This is a genomic window from Endozoicomonas sp. SESOKO4, from assembly GCF_024606275.1.
This window is the reverse complement of record NZ_JAHHPS010000494.1, coordinates 1-15,122: the sequence shown is the minus strand read 5'-3', so window position 1 is coordinate 15,122 and position 15,122 is coordinate 1. Positions and strand designations below refer to the sequence as shown.

11 protein-coding genes are annotated in these 15,122 nt (G+C 47.4%); 2 read left to right on the top strand and 9 right to left on the bottom strand.

Annotated features, from left to right (window positions below; translation table 11 throughout):
• The first annotated feature begins 371 nt into the window (after window positions 1–371).
• Window positions 372–3,965, top strand: a complete 3,594-nt coding sequence (locus tag KDK16_RS09520; protein ID WP_257275787.1) for a hypothetical protein — start codon at window positions 372–374, stop codon at window positions 3,963–3,965.
• 100 nt (window positions 3,966–4,065) lie between these two features.
• On the opposite strand, the gene KDK16_RS09515 is transcribed toward KDK16_RS09520, so the two are convergent.
• The 9 genes from KDK16_RS09515 to panB form a co-directional block, all read right to left on the bottom strand.
• A complete protein-coding gene (locus KDK16_RS09515) occupies window positions 4,066–4,701 on the bottom strand; it encodes a hypothetical protein (RefSeq protein WP_257275786.1) in 636 nt (211 codons plus the stop codon).
• Window positions 4,702–4,710: 9 nt separating this feature from the next.
• Window positions 4,711–5,712, bottom strand: coding sequence for a 5'/3'-nucleotidase SurE (locus tag KDK16_RS09510; RefSeq protein WP_257275785.1), 1,002 nt, complete (start codon window positions 5,710–5,712; stop codon window positions 4,711–4,713).
• A gap of 103 nt (window positions 5,713–5,815) precedes the next feature.
• Window positions 5,816–6,880 carry a hypothetical protein gene (locus KDK16_RS09505; RefSeq protein ID WP_257275784.1) on the bottom strand — a complete coding sequence of 355 codons (1,065 nt, stop codon included), beginning with the start codon at window positions 6,878–6,880 and terminating at the stop codon, window positions 5,816–5,818.
• Window positions 6,867–7,715 (bottom strand): phosphate/phosphite/phosphonate ABC transporter substrate-binding protein, encoded by an 849-nt coding sequence (locus KDK16_RS09500; RefSeq protein WP_257275783.1) that lies wholly within the window; start codon window positions 7,713–7,715, stop codon window positions 6,867–6,869. The genes KDK16_RS09505 and KDK16_RS09500 overlap by 14 nt, the downstream gene beginning before the upstream one ends.
• A gap of 218 nt (window positions 7,716–7,933) precedes the next feature.
• On the bottom strand, window positions 7,934–8,887 hold the full coding sequence (locus KDK16_RS09495; protein ID WP_257275782.1) for a 3'-5' exonuclease: 954 nt from the start codon (window positions 8,885–8,887) through the stop codon (window positions 7,934–7,936).
• 165 nt (window positions 8,888–9,052) lie between these two features.
• The gene (locus KDK16_RS09490) at window positions 9,053–10,195 is read right to left on the bottom strand and encodes a serpin family protein (RefSeq protein ID WP_257275788.1); all 1,143 of its coding nucleotides are present in this window, start codon (window positions 10,193–10,195) and stop codon (window positions 9,053–9,055) included.
• 463 nt (window positions 10,196–10,658) lie between these two features.
• Window positions 10,659–12,302, bottom strand: coding sequence for a glucose-6-phosphate isomerase (gene pgi / locus KDK16_RS09485; RefSeq protein ID WP_257254430.1), 1,644 nt, complete (start codon window positions 12,300–12,302; stop codon window positions 10,659–10,661).
• A gap of 73 nt (window positions 12,303–12,375) precedes the next feature.
• Window positions 12,376–13,227, bottom strand: coding sequence for a pantoate--beta-alanine ligase (gene panC / locus KDK16_RS09480; RefSeq protein ID WP_257254437.1), 852 nt, complete (start codon window positions 13,225–13,227; stop codon window positions 12,376–12,378).
• Between the two features lie 122 nt (window positions 13,228–13,349).
• Window positions 13,350–14,144: a 3-methyl-2-oxobutanoate hydroxymethyltransferase gene (panB, locus tag KDK16_RS09475; RefSeq protein ID WP_257254429.1), complete on the bottom strand. Its 795-nt coding sequence runs from the start codon at window positions 14,142–14,144 to the stop codon at window positions 13,350–13,352.
• Between the two features lie 459 nt (window positions 14,145–14,603).
• Between panB and KDK16_RS09470 the strand changes: the two genes are divergently transcribed.
• A partial coding sequence (locus KDK16_RS09470) for a hypothetical protein (protein ID WP_257275781.1) occupies window positions 14,604–15,122 on the top strand: 519 nt, incomplete at its 3' end.

The window sequence follows — 15,122 nt, the reverse complement described above, 5'->3', positions numbered from 1 at the left end:
ATGTACTTGAGTAACTCTGAGTTGCTTCCAGGATAAAAGTTCAAGACATTGATGTAAGCGCAACTAACAAGAAAGCAGGACTGTGATTATGAAAAAGGATCAGCAAACTGAAAGTTGGTTTCTTTATCTGTCTCTCAGCAGCAGGACGGTCTGAGGACGGATGTTACTGTCCAGATGACCATGAATGTCGGTGAAGGAAATGGGTTTGTCGATCATGTTACGGCGAGAGTAGCGGATTTCCTCTACGGCTGAAGAAATTTAGTCAGGATAGCTAACAAGAAAGTTATTCAGGATCTTACCGGGGAACAAGTCTTAATGCCCTGAGTCAAATCATTTATGAATTCTCTAAAACCTCTAAAAGGAGTAGTTCCATGAATGATCCCCAAAGTTTAGGAAGACCGCTGGTTTTGCCAGGTTCTATTGTTCAGGCAACCAACGGGAGGCTCGGCAACGATTCCGGCAATACTGCGGAATATGCATTGAAACGGTGTCGTGTTCTTAAAGGCACGTTTAGCCTATTGCTGAGAGAAATAATTGTATCAGAGTTGCCAGAGCAGCCTGTGCGAAGTCGTTTTCTGAATGGCAGTAAATCTCTGGAGTCACGGACGGTAGCGGCGTCTTCATCCTGGTTGGGTAGTTTTTGGAACACGCCTGCCGGGGCCATTGATGCTAACGTTCAGGCTGAACTGGAGAAAATGGATGAGCGTATTCAGAAGGATTACCAGCGCATCTGCGAGCTGCATGCCCAGCTCTGTGAAGTTTTGGAGACTGTCAGGCAGACTGAGGTTTCATTAGGAAAGGATATTCCCTTCTATGACCAGGCGTTAAGAAGTCAGCTTAAGGATCAGGAAGCGATACAGGTAATGGCTAATGAGCTTCTGGATGAATTCGGAACGTTAAATGAATCCTTCCTTGCTGAAATCCAGCGAAGAGATCAGCGGCATTCGCAAGCGTGTGATCCAAACTTACCAAGGGCTGTCTTTAAGGTTTTGAGTGACCAGGTTCGCTCACTTGAGAATGAGTTGCGTCAGAAGACTTTAATGATTCAAGCTAAAGGTGAGGAAGCTCATGAACTGGATAGAAAAGTTCAGGAGCTTACACGACAGACTGAACACAATGAAAAGCAAATGATTCAGGCGCTGACTGAGCAGGACAGAATGAGAGGTGTTGATAAATTAGTCAGTACTTTAAAGGCAGATTTATCCAAAGCCCACCGTCATATAAGTATCTTTCAGAAAGCCATTGATAAACTCAATGATCAAAAAGCTAGAGACGCCGAACGTGCTGACCAACTGAATTTCAAACTAAACCAGCTCACTGCCCAGTTACGGGATCAGCAAAAGACGGAGGGGCCAGTTTCCGGACCGGGGCCTGAAAACATTCGATTGCAGACAGAGTTGCAAAGTCCAGAAGCCAGCTTCAGATCAGCACCAGACGTTCTGGAGACTCTGACAGCGTTGCAGCATAAAAACGATCAGTTAGAAACGCTGACAAAAAAACAGACGGAAGATTTGAATAAAATCAGGGATGAGCGAGATCAGGCCAGTGCAAGGGCATTGATTGTTGAAGGGCAGTTAAAAAACCACTGTGCAGAAATGACGAAAGTCATGGATGAGACAAAGAACGCCGAAAAAGGTTTGAACCTCCTGAAAACTCAGATTGAACAGCTGCAATCCCAACTGGATGGAGAGCGAAAGCGCAGTGGCAAGTTGCAGGCCGACAAACTTTCTTCTGACACTGAGGTGCGTCGTCTTAGAGCCCAATTCGCCAGTCAAGTCTCTGATGAAAGAATCCAGGCCAGTCATGCCAATATCCAGCTTTATAAGGAGCTGGAAGAGAAGAAGGCGGAGTACGAGAAAGAAACAGCTCATTACCGCGAGCTGTCGACCCAGTTTAAGTCTCTCGATCTTGCTATGAAAAAGAAGAGTGAAAAAGCGTCCGGGTATTTTGAAAAAAGCCAAAGACTGGAGCAGGCACTCAGACTGGGTGAAGAGCGTTTAACCGAGCTTGAATCTCAAAAAACTCAATTGGAAAAACAGTTAAAGGATACCCAAACCCGGCTAAAAGGTTCTAACGGTCGTATTTCAGCGCTGGAAGTTTGGTTGAATCAGCAGAAGACAGAACTTGAACAACTGAGAGTCACGGGAACTGAACTGAAAGCCAGCAAAGAGAAGCTCAACCAGGTTCAGACTGATCTGCGACAGACCCGGTCGCTGTTGAAAAAGACGGCTATGGCAGAGCAAAGCGCAAGGGAAGCGCTGCAGAAGAAAGAGGGTGAAGTGAGAGCCTGGGTGACTGAATCCAGGCAGTGGAATACCGCCAAGGCAACTCTGGAAGGGCAGGTTGAAACGCTGCAAGCTGGATTGCGCAGACACATGGAAGATAAGCATAAAGCGGACAAGGAACTCGCCGAACAGGTCAAGAGCTTAGAGGTTATGGCAAAGAAGCTGTTGGCAGCAGAAACAAAAATGAAACTGGCTTCCAGTCAGCCTCAGTCAGACCAGAGTTCACAGAGGCAGCACATAGAGTCGCTGACCGCTCAGGTCACTGAACTGAAGCTTCACAAAAAGAAAGCTGAAGATGCGCTGCAGTCATCCGAAGCAAGATTCAGGAAGGACTATAGCCAGTCTGAGAATAGAGTGAGTGAACTGACACAGCAGCTTATTGCCGTGAAAGCAAAACTGAGCAACGTGTCCGAAGCGGAACAGAGAGCGATCAGTGAAGCGGCTCAAGCCAAGTCAGGCTATAAAAAGTTTGAGAGTGAGTCTGTTCGTCTGGGACAACAGGTAGACACGCTCTCTGAAGAGGTCCGCCAACTTACGGATGAGAAGAAAAAGGCCAAAATGCAAATTGAGAAAGAACGGCTTGAGCTGAGAAGTGAGGTAGCCATGCTGAGGGAGAAAGCCTCAAAAGCCGATACCATTGAGCAGGAGCTGAAGCTTAAGCACAAGGAGATCTCTGATCAAAAGGCTCAGCTTTCCCGGGGGGAGAGAGAACGCAGAACTCAGCTTGAACAGCTCAGGCAGGATTTGGACGAGTCCCGGCAAAAGTTTCATGAAGAAGAGGCGGCTAAATTAGTGTTTCAATTAGACTACAATGCTGCCAAAAGCCAACTGGAGCTGTTGCAGCAACAACACGCTGAGGCCATGGCTGAAATTGACAGGTTGAAAGCTTTGTCCGAAAACAGCGGGCAGGCTCCAAGGCTTGGCCCTGGTTTTGATTTCCGGGAGTCAGGCGTTGAGTTTGACGATGAAGGAGCCTATGTCAGTCTCAGTACCGCCACACATCAACCCAATTCTTTAACTCAGCTTGTTTCTACGATCGATGAAACAAGTTTGACCGATCTTCAGGCTCATGGTCCTCGAGGTGTCTCTCGCTTTGAATATCAGGATCTTATGAGGAAAAAGAATGAGTTGGAACAGCAAATCTCAGAGCTCAGGGAAGCACTCAGAATGGCTCAAGATCATGAGAAAGAGCATAAAATGCGAGCCCGTCAGGCCGCCTTGGAAGTGGGAGAAATCAGGAAGCAACTGACAGAGCTTAAGGCCGAAAATGAGCAATTTGCACATATGGCAAGTGACCGGGAAGAAGAGGAGAAAAAGTGGCGTGAAGAGGTCAGGAAACTGACCAAAGCAAAGGCACAGATTGAGCTTGATACACAGGCTGAGCTGGACGAAGCCCGTGAATTTGCTGAAAAAGCCGGGCGTCGAAATGCTGAGCTTGGAACAGAAGCGAGGCACTTGAGGAGCAAGTTGGAGGATCTGGAGTTTCGCCTGGAAAGAGACATGCCAGCTGTCATGCAGGAGAATCAGGACCTGAGCCAGCAGAATGAAGTACTCAGGACGGCATTTCTTGATTTGGTAGGTGTATTCAGAGAGAAACTGTCTGAAGCGGATCCGGATCAGCAAGCGCTTGAAGACAGGCTTTTGAAGATGCAGGCGATTTTATTGCCGCCGCAGCAGTAAAGCGTTGCCTTGTTGGGTCAAAAAGCCATCGAAAATTAAAGCCGCCCAAACAGGGTTGTATGGGCGGCTTTTTTTGAAGTGGTTGACGGGTAAATGTCGTCTAACCTTTAAACCAGTAACCCGCAAGCAAAGGACTGGTCGATGTCACCTTAAGTGTGTCACCAGTCGCCTCAAGAGTTTCTGGCTCGATCATCGCTATTTCGTCTTGATTAAAGCAGAAGCCAGCGTCGAATTTGATTTCATTGGGTCCCATTTTTTGTCCATACTGCATGCAGTCTGGCAGCTCAAAATAGACCTGCTCTCCAGATTGAACAATGGTCAAGGTGGCACCAGCAGAATTACTGTATGTGCCGCTCACATTTTCAATTGCGATCCAGTCATCCGGGCTGTGCATTCTGAGTTCAAACGAGTCTCCATCAAACTCGCAACGGTATACATCACCGAGCTGACACTGAATATTACCTTGATTGAAGCTCAGGCTACTCGTTTGTTCGTTATAGTCACCTGTGTAAACGGTAGACGACTCATCAGCTTCAGTTACAGTGAGATAGAATGCACCTTCGTTTACAGTGAGCCCGAGATGTACCGGCTCCTGGTCGACCAGCTGGCTGCCCACATATTGACCTTGATATTCGGACACAAAGTCGCTCTGACTCATAGTCGAGTTGTCGTCCGTGCTATCGTTACAGCCTGCCAGAACGGTGGCGGCAGCACTTAGCAGTAAAAGCTTTTTCATGCTGCCTCCTTAAAACAATTCGTTGAGCATGTAGCGAACCCACTCAGACTTGGCAACAGAACCTTGGACATTGGCTTGAATAGCGCTGATGGTGACATAACCCTGGCCGACAGCAATGCCCTCACTGTTTTCAGACTGATCAGCGTACTCAGCGTCAGAATCCATGCTGATACCTGCTTTGTCCTTATACATTTCTTTGGCGATGGACATGGCTTCATCCATGGTGAGGCTTGGATCATTTTCTATCAATTCGATTGCCACATAACCCATGAGCATGTCACTTGATGACAAGTCGTCAGTGAACTTGACGATCATGTTGTCGTGGCCCGCATTCCAGCCTACTTGGGTGTGTTTGAAACCGCGGTGATTGGCAGGATCTTCAGGAATGTTGACATTGAGGCCCGTGAATTTTGGCAGTATTGGTGCCCCATCTTTTGTCTGGGGAACCAGCTTATCAAGCAGTTCTATGACAATGTTAGCAACATGAGGCGCTTTGTCTGCCTCACCGTCATAAGCGCTGACGGCGATGGCAGGAATACCACGTGCGATAGCTGCGTTTGTTGCCCCCAGGGTGCCGGACATGTTGGTTGAAAAGCCAACATTGTTGCCTTCATTGGGGCCGGAAATAACGAGGTCAGGCTGTTTACCCCAGCGTTCGTTAGCATACACATCAATACCGTAAAGCGCAGCCATGGCCGGCGTACCTTCGACATAGTCTTCAAATGCAACGCTAGCGTCTGTGTCACCGACACAGACCTGGTCTTTATCGATTTGCGTGCGATCAACCGAGACCGACTTCATAAAGTGGACAGCACCACCTTTACCACTTTGCCCCGTGCATGGTGCCGACATGATGACGTCATGACCTGCCGCCTTGAGAGCAGCATGTAGCGTCTGAATATTGGTTGTCGACCAGCTGTCATCGTTGGTCAAAAGAATATTCATTGCGTTTGCTTGGGCACTAACCCCTAAACCGATGGCCAATGCCAACGCAGCAAATCTGGTGTTCATAGTTTATCCCTTTGTGTGCTTGAAAGTTGATAACCAAGCTAGAAGGGATTGATGACGGTTATGTTAAAACAAGCTTTCTAAGCTTTTAGAGATATCTTTAAATTTAACTGATTGTTTTTATTAAAAAATTATCATCCATGAGTGCGTGTTGATAGCGCCCGGTTTTTTGGTCTCTGCTTTTTACGAACAAGTACGCTTGGGCCAAGTCGCCAAAGTGCGCCCTCATTTCTTCTTTAATTTTGTTCCGGTTTTGATCAAGCGTTCTGGCTTTCAGACCGTGTTGCTCTAGTTCATTGATTGCTCGCGCATGCCCCCTGTAAGAACGCATGATCTGTGCTAACTCGTGTCCTTTATCTGTATCGGGTCTGGTACTGCAAGGATTGATATAAGCAGGCAGGCCATCCAGGCTACGCTTGGCGTACCAGTAGTAATAGAAAAATGGGGTCTTAGACATTTCGAGAGTATTGTCACCAATACTGACAGTGTGTTTGGAAAGGTTGAGCGCGGCTTTAGTCACAGAAGAAACATGAGGTGATGCCGGCTCAGTGTTTTTCGTAAGCACGCCACTCACCTCACTACTATCTGCTGTTATTTCGTGCTCCGAGCTAATAGGTTTATTCTCTGGTACTGCATTGGTTGCCGATTTTATCTGGGCCGGTCTGCCTGTTCGGTGCAATTGGAGATAGAAAACGAGCCCTGCAAGAGCACTAAGCGTTGCCATCAGCAACAGGGCTATCTCAGAATGAACGACAGAAATCTGCCAATCCAGACTAAAGGCCTGCTTATTTAAATAGAATGATAAATCTGAGTCTTGTGGTGAGGATTTTGGAGTTAGAGATATCTCTAAAACCTCAATATCACTGAACATCGAGATATTGGCCAGCGATATTATATTTGCGCTCTCTATCCATGCTTTCAATGTCATTGCACTGCGTTTTAAAAGTTCCTCCTTATCGTAACTATTTACCAGGGCGGCGTTGAGTGCGTCGGGTAAATACTCTTCAAGAGCAGACTGTATGACATAATTAAGTGCTAGCTCGTTAGCATGGCATAGCAATGTGAATATCAGGCAGGTGATGACCAGTGACAGTGCACATGAGCGGTATTGATTTGGCGTGGCGTGATAGGTGTTCATAGTCGTAAATAGTGTGCTGCTATGAGCAGGCATCCGTTGCCATAGTAGTTTTGATTAGCAGATTACCCATGACAGGAGACTGTTGGTGCCTCTCGAGTAAAGATTGACTGGCTTCACATCTAAGTGCTTGACTCAATGCTCTGGACAGGTACCAGCTTCCCGCAGAAGGAATGGTTTTCAGTTCAAAACGCTGCTCAGGTGGCCAGTCGGTCAGTTCAGGCTCAATACCGATAGCGGGAATAAAATCGACTTGGTTTTTGACAAATGCTTCAACCAGATCGGCTCGATGATTGAACCACTTTGTTTCACTATCATTAAGGACAACGCCGCGTTTTTTGAGCTCGATTTCAGGTACGAGAAAACCTGACTGGCTTCGCTTATCGTCCAGTAATCCAATATTGCGTTTATATAGTGTTGCGGAAGATAGTTGATAAATGGGTATGTGGCCGTACAGATAGATGGTGTAGGCTGGCAGCACTAAGGTCTCTTGATAGAGAGACTGCGTGTCCGGAGCCAGACCATTGAGTACTCGAGGCCGGCTGAATAGGAGATCAAAATGTTGGGATAAGAGATCATCAGGCGTAAGATGCTCCCTGGGCTTCCAAGATAACTCAACCCGAGCGTAGTCGCTTCCCGTTAACACCGATTCACAGAAAAAAGCCGCCATAGCTTCTGCTTGCCAGTCTGAAGGGGTATAAATGCGAAATGTCTTGTCACCTATAGATACATCAACCTGACAGCTCAGCTGGTTGAGATTGATTCGGTCTGTCTGCAAAACAGAAAAGGGTAGCAGAAGTAATGTGCCTGACAACAATGAGGCAACGAAGAAGCTCCATTGAGTCGCACGAAAAAGGGTATTCCTGTGCATAGTTCTCCCTTGAGTGTCAGGAAAGACTACACGACAAATGTTACGTTTGAATGACTGGGAATCAGGCGTCAGGCCCGAGCCCCCCATGCACGATCTCTATTGAGCTGTCTGCTTATCCTTTCAAAGGCTGGTGTGGACTGCCAGCGACTCAGACCATGGAGGGGCTGTTGGAGCGAAATTTGCCGTCTTGTTGTCATGAGGTGGCCGGTAAAAATGCTTTATCTCAAATGACCGGATTTTGCGAGGTTTTGCGACACACTCTTTAGCGCGGGGGGGATGTCAACAGGTTCAGTGGTTGCGGCCATGGTTTTCAATATGCCTAGTGTCATACGGCAGTCTGCCAGGGCTCTATGAGCCTGTCCCTCAACTTTCACTCCCATATAGTCTGCTGCTGCAGTTAGTTTCTGATACTTCCAATCTTCCTGGTAGTGATTCCATTGGCCGTAGTAGGCAGCGAAAAGTTTCATAACGCACCCTATCCTTGAGCACTGGGAGTCGAAACGATCAAGGCCAGAGCTTTGCAGGATAACTCTCTTGTCGTAGTCAGCGTTATACATTAACAGTGTTCTGTCTTTTATAACTTTAAGGAAGTCGTCATGGATTTCGGCCCATGCAGGGGCATTCTCTACCATTTCATTAGTGATGCCATGAATATCAATGGCTTCCCGGGGGATTGGTTTTGCAGGTTTTACCAGGGTGTCCAGTAGTATCTTTCCGGAACTGTCAATTATGCTGATCTCTACAACTTCGGCGTTCTTATTCAGGCCAGTGGTTTCAGTGTCGAGGTAGATGGGGTCATAACTCAGCCACTGCCTTGCAAGCCGTGCACATTTATGGCGATTATGAGCGGGTTCTTTAGAGATAGTCGTGTCAGCACTTTTAATCACCTTGCAACGTTGAGATTCTGTGTCTGAGTCATCAGTTAGTGGCCTTTTCTGTACTTTGGAACTATTCTCACAACCCCTTTGATTAGCGTCATCTGTCTCAGAAGACGAATTAACAATGCGATCTGCGATGAAAGTAGCAGATGCCTGGTTATATTGTTGTGCTGTCAATTTTGGCTGAGGATAAACGGCCTCAACACCGGAGCCCGAAGAATCCCCATCACTATTATCTTGTGTAAGGGTGTAAGTCGTTCCAACGTGACCAATGCCAGTCTTTGGTATATCCATACATAAAGAACTCCTTAATTCGTTTTAATTGAAACCCGTTCTCGAATTTCATTTTTTTCCTCAACTGGATACCCTGTACATCCAGTGCGGGGAGGAGTGTTGACTTGCTCGCCAGAGCAAGCTCCTGCCGGATGGCAAGACATCAATGGCCTTCTGTTTTTGTCTTTAAGGTTCACCTTGAAACTCAAAAAAGCTGCCATCCTTTATCATCATCTCAAGCAAGCGATTACCTTGTCTGTCCACAATAGCAATGTAGCCAGGGCAGTCAAAGTGAAAGTAACACCCTTTGGACATGCCCCTTAGCCTTCTTGTTGCGGCAGTGGCAACTGTACCATGAGCGCCTTCTTCATCAACAGATAAAGAGACCTTCTGAAGTATTTCCAGCTGCTGACCTCCCGGTTTGCCTAATCTTGATAAATCTTCAGCCTTTATTATGTCGGTTCCAAATGTCTGAGAAATTTTGTCGAGTAAGTGGGTATCACAACTATCCGTCATTTTTATTTTGGGCAGCTTTAGATCCAGCTTCACTTCACGATAGTTTAATCTTTCAATCAGATGGTCAATTGTTTCATAATCAAGTTTGTCGATCGCCGTCGGATTTTCTGAATCAGCTGGTGTTATTGCGACTAATTTAAGATCTTCACCATTCGCAGACCGGAATTTTTTGCCAATGGCACCAAAATCTTTGTTATGAACAAATTGAAGTATTTCAGTTGAACACATCATAATGACGTTTTTAATAATGCTTCCATTTGCGCAAAGAAATCTGCCGGGGACCGTTCTGTGTTTAGGCATTTCGTGCTCCCAGATACCCCGGAACTCCATCACATTCGCTATAACCGCTGTAATTCTGTCTCGTTCTCCTTGAGAAAGACCACCAAACAACGATTTAATTTTTCCCCGGGTTTTCTCATTGACGTAAGCATCTGTGACATCGGCCAGCCAATGGCCTTGACAATCCAGCTTTTCGGTTTGATAACATTCAGACAGTATTTCATTAAGCTGCTCATTATTGAGGGTATTGGCAAAAGCTAATAAGTTAGCGCAAGAGATTGCCTGTTCTTCATCCGGATGCTCACCATAAGCGTGTTTTACGCTGAATTCACCGAGTTTTTTATGGATTTCAATCTCCAGCTCATCCGTCAAGGAATCTGCAGGGATTCCCAGAACCAATGCTTTCCTCTCTTTATCATCCATACACGCCAGAAGCATACCCAGAACCGGAGCCAGGCTGGTAGCAGACACTACCTTGCTTTTGTCGTCCTTTACGCCCTGAGTGCCAAGGATTCCGAATGATACTTTATCCATCAGTTTTTTAACAATATCAGAAGCCTGTGAAGTAACCCCATAGGATGTACCCGACAGATTTAATGGCTGCGATGTAAAATTCATCGAGTTGATTGAATGTCTAACAGGTTCCATAGTATTTTCTCCATTAGTTTGAAATTGATTGATTAGATTAGAATCAACTCACCGCTTCCATGCTTTGCAAATAGTTGTAATTTTGGTTTTTTCTTAAGTTAAGTATTTGTCGTTAAAATGTCACTAACCGATTAGTTAGTTACGATAACTCTTTGTTCCCGGTAATAGAGTCTGGTTCCTGTTATCGAATAAGCGTAAAACCCCGTACTTTGAGAGGGTGTCGCAAAACTCCAACAATTCGTTCCCACGCTTCTGAGGTCGTCATTCCCGCGAAGGCGGGAATGACGGGAGAGTAACCAACCTTTTGCGACAGCCTCTTAAGGACAGGGAGGATATCAATCAGTGTTAATCAGGCATTAAAACGCTTAAAACGATTAACCAGTCCATTGGTGGAGCTGTCCTGATCGGAAGTCATACCGCTCTCTTTCAGGCGGTCATAAACCCGGTTGCCCAGAATCTTACCCAGTTCTACGCCCCATTGATCAAAAGAGTTGATCTGCCAGAGGGTTCCCTGAACAAAGACTTTCTGTTCATAGAGTGCCACCAGGGCACCCACGACTTCCGGAGTGATTTTCTCAGGCACAATCATATTGTTGGGACGGTTGCCGGGAATCACCTTGTGAGGTGCCAGAACATCAACATCGGCACTGCTCATGCCCGCCTTTGTTAACTCGTCACGGACTTCATCCAGATGCTTACCCTGCATCATGGCCTGACTTTGGGCCAGAGCGTTGGCGAATAGCCAAGGATGCTGTTCTCCCAGTGGATTATGGCTGGTAGCCGGGGCAATGAAGTCGACAGGAATCAGTCGTGTACCCTGATGAAGCAGCTGGTGATAGGCGTGCTGGTCGTTGGTGCCTGTGCCACCCCAGATAACGGCACCTGTCTGGTAATCGACCTTGCTGCCGTCCTTTCGGGTCTGCTTGCCGTTACTTTCCATATCCATTTGCTGCAAATGGCCCGGGAGGTCACGCAGGAAGAAATCATAGGAAATGACGGCCTGGGACTCTGAGCCAAAGTAGTTCTGATACCAGACACCCAGCATACCCAGGATAACCGGCATGTTTTTTTCCAGAGGCGCTTGGGCAAAGTGCTTATCCATCTCCCAGGCGCCTTTCAGCAGTTTCCGGAAGTTCTCAAAGCCCACTACCAGACTGATCATGAGTCCAATGGTGGACCACAGAGAGTAACGGCCACCGACCCAGTCCCACAGTGGCAAGGTGTTTTCCTGGGCGATACCAAACTCGTCAATGGCTTTGAGGTTGGTAGAAATAGCCACAAAGTGTTTGCGAATGTCGGACTCAGCACAACCTTTTGCCAACATCCAGGCACGGGCAGCCTGAGCATTCTGCAAAGTTTCCAGTGTGCCAAAGGATTTTGAAGCCACGATAAACAGGGTCGTTTCCGGATCAATTTTGCAGAAAACCTCGGAAATTTCGTTCGGATCAATATTAGCTACATAGTGATGTTCGAGCCCATCAACGTGGAAGGGCGTCAGGGCATTGATGGCTGTCTTCAAACCCAGATAGGAGCCGCCAATACCAATGTTAACAATGTGTTTGATGGATTTGCCGGTAAAACCTTGCCACTCGCCGGAATGGACTGAGTCAGTAATGCCTTTCATGCGCTCGTGGCTATCACGAATTTTGGGCATTACATCTTCGCCGTCTACCAGAACCGGGTTTGTGCCAAAGCTACGCAGGGCTGTGTGCAGAACGGCACGCTTCTCGGTGTTATTGATTTTCTCACCCCGAAACATGGCCTGAATCGCTTCTGGCAGTCTGGCCTCTTCAGCCATCTTCATCAGGGAAGACATTACGTCATCGTTAATCAGGTTCTTGGAGTAATCCAGAAACAGGCCAGCTGCTTCCAGGCTGTAGCGTTCAAATCGATCCTTGTCAGCCGAAAACAGTTCTCGCAGGTGAGTCCCTGCCATTTTTTGTTTCAGGGTTTCCAGTGATGAAGATGAGGAAAGATGTTTAAGAGGGGTCATGATGCAATTCAACCTCTGGAGGGTGAGTAAATACTGCCGGGGTTGTGCACAACAGTCGGCAGTATTCGGGTCATTACAAATTGATAGTAATGTTATCAATCAGTCGGGCTTTGCCCAGGTAACCGGCTGCAAGAATTACTAGCTGCTGATCTTCAGGGCCTGCTGGCAGAAGAGTGGCAGTACTGCTGATGTTGAAAAAGTCCGGCTTGAATCCAGCCTGGGCCATTGTTGCAAAAGCGTCACGGCGCAGCAGATCATAATCACGCTCACCTGCCTGAATAGCCTCACGGGCAGATTGCAGGCAGCGATAAAGTGTAGGAGCTATCTCTTCACGTTCTTTCTGCGTCAGATAACCGTTACGGGAACTCATAGCCAGTCCGGTATCTTCGCGGGCAATAGGTGCACCAACAATCTCAACAGGTATGCACAAGTCTTTGACCATTTTGCGAATAATTGCCAGCTGCTGAAAGTCTTTTTCCCCGAATACAGCCACATCGGGGCGAACAATATTAAACAGTTTGCTGACCACAGTCGCTATGCCAGTGAAAAAGCCCGGACGGCTCTTACCACAGTGCATGCCATCAAGCTCTTCGACAGTGACGTGGGTGTGGTGTTCGCTGCCTTCAGGATAAATTTCTGTCGTCTGGGCGGTGTAGAGCAGGTCTACTCCCTGCTCGATCAGCAGCTGCTGATCCTGCTCCATAGTACGAGGATAAGAGTCATAGTCTTCATTTGGGCCAAACTGCAGTGGGTTAACATAAATGCTGACAACGACCACATCGCAGAGTTCCTGGGCTTTTTCGACCAAAGTCAGATGACCGCCATGCAGATTACCCATGGTTGGCACGAAACCGACGGTTTTCGCTTCAGCTCTGCAGGCTGCTATCTCAGTCTGGATTTCAGCGATGGTATGAAGTGTTTTCATTGTGAGTAACCAGACGGTCAGTGACTTAAAAAAACCAGTATTTTTGGCTTTTGGCGGTTTCAGGATAGTGTTGATCATACCACTCAGCCAGATCATTCAGGAACCTGACTGAATAGAGAAACTCAGTTGAAACTGTGTTCCGACCCCGGGAAAGTACCGTCTTTCACCTCCGCAACATACCGGGCCACAGCTTCCTGTGGAGAGGTGCTGTCCCGCATGTAGTTTTTGACAAACTTGGGCTTGCGACCCGGAGTGAGGTGGAGCATGTCATGTATAACCAGAATCTGGCCATCGGTTCCGTCTCCGGCACCAATGCCAATGACCGGGATTTCCACAGCGTTAGTGATTTCCCGTGCCAGATCATTGGGCACACACTCCAGTAGTAACATGGCAGCACCGGCAGCCTGAAGCTCGATGGCTGCCTGAATCATGCTGTTGGCTCTTTCCTGTTCCCGACCCTGTACTTTGTAGCCGCCAAAGACATTAACAAATTGTGGGGTCAGCCCCATATGAACGCAGACAGGTATACCTTGTTGCCGGAGACGGGTCACGATGGGAGGCAACCAGCCTTCACCTTCCAGTTTCACCACTTCGGCACCGGCCTGCATGATTTTGGCAGCACTGATCACTGCCTGCTCTTCGGTAGCGTAGGAAGCAAAAGGAAGGTCTGCCATGATCATGGAATCGTGGGCTGCCCGAACTACACAGCGGGTGTGATAGCACATGTCGTCGACGGTAACGGGAACCGTACTGCTATTACCCTGTATGACGTTTCCAAGGGAGTCTCCTACCAGAATGACTTCAACCCCTTGAGTGCTGACCAGATGGGCGAATGTCGCGTCATAGGCAGTCAGGCTGGTAAATTTCTCGCCGGATTGTTTCATTTCGGCCAGGGTTTTCAGGGTTACTTTAGCCATCTATCAGGACCTTAAGCCTTTTGTGTTAACCAGAGAGTGCTTTCTGCTATTAAAAATAAGCTATGTGCACAGGGTAAGGCCATGGAGCAAAAAATGTTGCCCTAAACAGTCATTATGGCGCTGTCATTGTTGAGGCGCGGTGATTGACCAGAATGCCTGCCCCGAACTATGAAATCCCAGCCAGAGGCTGAATTTTCATGATCAGTAAGCTTTGTGGCGGATTATACGCAATGCAGCCGGGTGTGTCAGTGCCTGCGGGGGAGTGTACCCCGGAAGTTTATCGAATAAGGTCTATCCAGCTATTAGTGAGAGGATACACTGCGGTCGGGCACAGCCGCCGGATTGTATGGATTCCCGTCGCTTTTCACATCCTTTGTTATAAGGTGGCCTATCCTTCCTCTCTGTATACCAGAATGCAAGGATAGAATTATTAAACTCTCACTCTTTGCGGCACCGCGGTTGCTCATATTGTTGTCTGTTGTTTGCCAGGCTGAACCCTTTACAGCACGTTTTCTTGTCGAGCTTGAACAGAGTTCAGTTTTTCCAGGCCAGAGCTTTTCTGTATGGCTTGACCGACAAACATTACCAGACAAATCTTCACACATTCCCAACACAAACGGCTATTCAGAACCTGACTTGCCAATTGACAGCAAATCACCCGAACCTGACAGTGACGTGATGAAAACGATCATCATCGAGTCGATTTCATGGCAATGGCTTTACGCCACGAATCTGCTGATTGCTTATGAACTGGTTCTTAACACCAAAGACACTCCACTATACTACAACCCTTATTCAGGGATATCTGTAAAAGTGGTTGCCGCTTTCGGTTCGCTTTTAAAAAGCTATTGGGACATCGATTCACCGTCGTTTAACTCTATGGAACTCCGGGAGGCGAGTCAGGATCACCCGTTTGTGATAACCGCTATGATGCCCGGCTCTGGACACAACCAACAACCCAACCCGCCATCAGAATCA